Annotated in this window: 2 protein-coding genes and 1 pseudogene; 1 reads left to right on the forward strand and 2 read right to left on the reverse strand. The window is 73.7% G+C overall.

Features of this window, described 5'->3' with window-relative positions; translation table 11 throughout:
• The first annotated feature begins 163 nt into the window (after positions 1-163).
• Entirely contained in the window at positions 164-694 is a 531-nt protein-coding gene (locus tag ACI79U_RS21375; RefSeq protein WP_457072828.1) for an amino acid-binding protein, read from the forward strand.
• A 68-nt stretch (positions 695-762) separates the two neighbouring features.
• Here the strand turns inward: ACI79U_RS21375 and ligA are convergent, their stop codons facing one another.
• Together ligA and ACI79U_RS21385 are read right to left on the reverse strand one after the other, a co-directional pair.
• A complete protein-coding gene (gene ligA, locus ACI79U_RS21380; protein WP_457072289.1) occupies positions 763-2922 on the reverse strand; it encodes an NAD-dependent DNA ligase LigA in 2160 nt (719 codons plus the stop codon).
• 185 nt (positions 2923-3107) lie between these two features.
• Positions 3108-3539 (reverse strand): annotated as a pseudogene (locus ACI79U_RS21385) (DUF222 domain-containing protein); the annotation flags it as partial.

Below are 3539 nucleotides of genomic sequence, written 5' to 3' on the forward strand. Positions count from 1 at the left end.
CCGCCCCCACCCTCCACCACACACGAACCACCACCCCCCCCCCCGCGCGCCCCCCCCCCCCCCCCCCCCCCCCCCCCCCCCCCCCCCCCCCCCCCCCCCCCTGGGCGAGGCCGGCATCGACATCGTCTCGGTCGACGTCCTGGAACGCGGCAACGGTGTCGCGGTGGACGACATCGTGGTCGAGCTCCCGCCCGATCGGGTGGCCGACAGCCTGATCACCGCGGTGATCGCCGTCCAGGGGGTGCAGGTGGAGTCGCTGCGCCCGTTCGCCGGGCCGCTGGACACCCACCGGGAGCTGAACCTGCTGGAAGCGCTCGCGCCGGGCGGCGAGGACACGGCGAAGATGCTGGCCGCGGAGCTGCCGCGGGTCTTCCGCAGCGGCTGGGCGGCGGTCCTCACCGGCTCGGCGGAGGACGTGCGGGTGCTCGCCGCCTCGGACGCCGCGCCCTCCCTGGACCTGGTCACGATGCCGTGGCTGCCGCTGAGCGGGCCGCTGCTGCTGCCCAGCGAGGCGGAGTGGGTGCCGGCCCGCTGGCAGGAGCTGGCGGTGGAGATGATGGCCGCGCCGCTGGACGGCGGTCAGGCGGTGCTGCTCGGTCGCTCCGGCGGACCGGCGTTCCGCCGCTCGGAGCTGCTGCGGCTGGCGCACCTGACCGGCCTCGCCGCGACCGTCGCCCGGATGCCCCCGGCTTAGTCGAAGGACCCCCTCGCCCCCCACCACTCGCGAGCTCGCGGCGGGGCCCTGCGAGGGGGCCGGAGGACCTACTCCGCGTCGCCCGCGTCGCCGATGGTGGCGACCTCCCGGGCGGCGTCCGGGCCCTGCTCGAGGAGCACCTGGAACCCGTCGTCGTCCAGGATCGGCGCCTTCACCTGCACGGCCTTGTCGTACTTGCTGCCCGGGTCGGCACCGACCACGACGAAGCCGGTCTTCTTCGACACCGAGCCGGTGACCTTGCCGCCGCGTTCCTGGATCGCGGCGATCGCCTGGTCGCGGCTGAGGTCGCGCAGCGACCCGGTGACGACGACGGTGACCCCGGTGAGCGGCCCCGGCCCGGCGTCCTCCCCCTCGTCGGCCATCCGGACCCCGGCGCAGCGCCACTTCTCCACGACGTCGCGGTGCCAGTCGACGGCGAACCAGTCGCGGACGGCGGTGGCGATGGTCGGGCCGACACCCTCGGCCGCGGCCAGCTCCTCCTCACCGGCGGCCATCAGCCGGTCGATGGAGCGGAACTCCCGCGCCAGCGCCTGGGCCGCGGTGGGGCCGACGTGCCGGATGGAGAGGCCGACGAGCACCCGCCACAGCGGGACGTCCTTGCGGGTCTGCAGGTTGGCCAGCAGCTTCTGCCCGTTCGCCGAGAGGGTGCCGTCCTTCTTGGTGAAGAAGTCGGTGCGGCAGAGCGCCTCCTCGTCGAGGAAGAAGATGTCGCCCTCGTCCTGCAGCAGCTGCGACTCGAGCAGCGCGACCGCCGCCTCGTAGCCGAGCACCTCGATGTCGAAGGCGCCGCGGCCGGCGACGTGGAAGACGCGCTCGCGCAGCTGGGCGGGGCAGGAGCGGGAGTTCGGGCAGCGGATGTCGGCGTCGCCCTCCTTCTCCGGCCGCAGCTCGGTGCCGCACTCGGGACAGTGGGTGGGCATCACGAACGCCCGCTCGGCACCGGTGCGCGCGGCGACCACCGGACCGAGCACCTCGGGGATGACGTCGCCGGCCTTGCGGATGACGACGGTGTCGCCGATGAGCACGCCCTTGCGCTGGACCTCGCTGGCGTTGTGCAGGGTGGCCAGCTGGACGGTGGAGCCGGCGACCTTGACCGGCTCCATGTAGGCGAACGGCGTGACCCGGCCGGTGCGGCCGACGTTGACCCGGATGTCGAGCAGCGTCGTGGTGGCCTCCTCCGGCGGGTACTTGAAGGCGATCGCCCAGCGGGGGGCGCGGCTGGTCGAGCCGAGCCGTCGCTGCAGCGCAACCTGGTCGACCTTGACGACGACGCCGTCGATCTCGTGCTCGACCGAGTGCCGCTGGTCGCGGTAGCGCTCGATGTAGGCCCAGACGGACTCCAGGTCGTCGACGACCTGGTACCGCCCGCTGGTGGGCAGGCCGAGCTCGCGCAGCCGGACGTAGGCCTCGGACTGGCGCGCGGGCTGCCAGCCCTCGTGGGCCCCGATGCCGTGCACGATGAGCTGCAGCGGACGGGAGGCGGTGACCTTCGGGTCCTTCTGGCGGAGCGAGCCGGCGGCGGCGTTGCGCGGGTTGGCGAAGGGTGCCTTGCCCTGCTCGACCATCGCGGCGTTGAGGTCGGCGAAGGCGGCAACCGGGAAGTAGATCTCCCCGCGCACCTCGAGCCGGTCGGGGAGGTCATCCCCGTTCAGCTGCTGCGGGACGTCGCGCATGGTGCGCACGTTGGCGGTGACGTCCTCGCCGGTGACGCCGTCCCCGCGGGTGGCCGCACGCACCAGTCGACCCTTCTCGTAGAGCAGGGCGACGGCCAGACCGTCGATCTTCAGCTCGCAGAGCCAGCTGACGCCGGTGCCCGCGTCGCGCTCGACCCGGGCGGCCCAGGCCGACAGCTCGTCGGAGGAGAAGGCGTTGTCCAGGCTCTGCATCCGCTCCAGGTGCTGGACCGGGGCGAACGTGGCGGAGAAACCACCGTTGACCTTCTGGCTGGGCGAGTCGGGGGTGACCAGCGCGGGGTGGGACGCCTCGATGGCCTTCAGCTCGGCCATGCGCTCGTCGTACTGGCCGTCGCTGACCAGCGGCGCATCCTGCACGTAGTAGGCGAAGGCGTACCGGTCGAGCTCCTCGGACAGATCGCGGTGCCGGGTGCGCGCGTCGTCGGGGACCTCGGTGAGGTCCTCCCGGTCGACGGCCGCCTCCACCACGGGCTCGTCTCCCGCGCGCTGCTCCACCCCTGCCTCACTGCTCACGGCAGAGACCGTAACCGGCGGATCCGACGGGAAACGGCGGTCGCCACCGCGTCACCCGCGGGGGTGCGCCCGGTCGCAGGGATGGCCCGCCGCCACCTCCGGACGCCCGCGGTCATGCCAGGGCCTCGCGCGCGCAGCGGCAGCCGGCCACGGTGGATCCGTGGCCGGCTGCCGGGCTCGGGCAGTCAGGTGAGCAGTGGTCCGAGGAGGATCTCGGTGCCGTCGGGTCGCCAGGTGCGCCATCGGCCGTCGGGTTGTCGCTCGACCCGGAGCCGTGGTGGACCTTGGTGTGGTGCCGCTCGCACAACAGCGCGGAGTTCTCCAACGAGGTCTCGCCGCCGTAGAGCCAGTGGATGAGGTGGTGGACGTCGCACCACCAGGTCGGCGCCCCGCAGCCGGCGAACACGCAGCTCTTGTCCCGGCGCTCCACCGCCTTGCGCAACCCCGGGGTGACCACCCGGTGGTCCCGCCCCAGGTCCAGCGGCACCCTGTCGGGGCCCATCACGATCCGGGAGATGCTCCCGTCACAGGCCAGGTAGCGGGCGCGGGCGGCGGAGATCGTCGCCCCGAACCCCAGCTCGGCAGCGCCGGCGCCGGTGGCGGGGTCGACCAGGTCC

Source organism: Modestobacter sp. SYSU DS0904, from assembly GCF_054051115.1.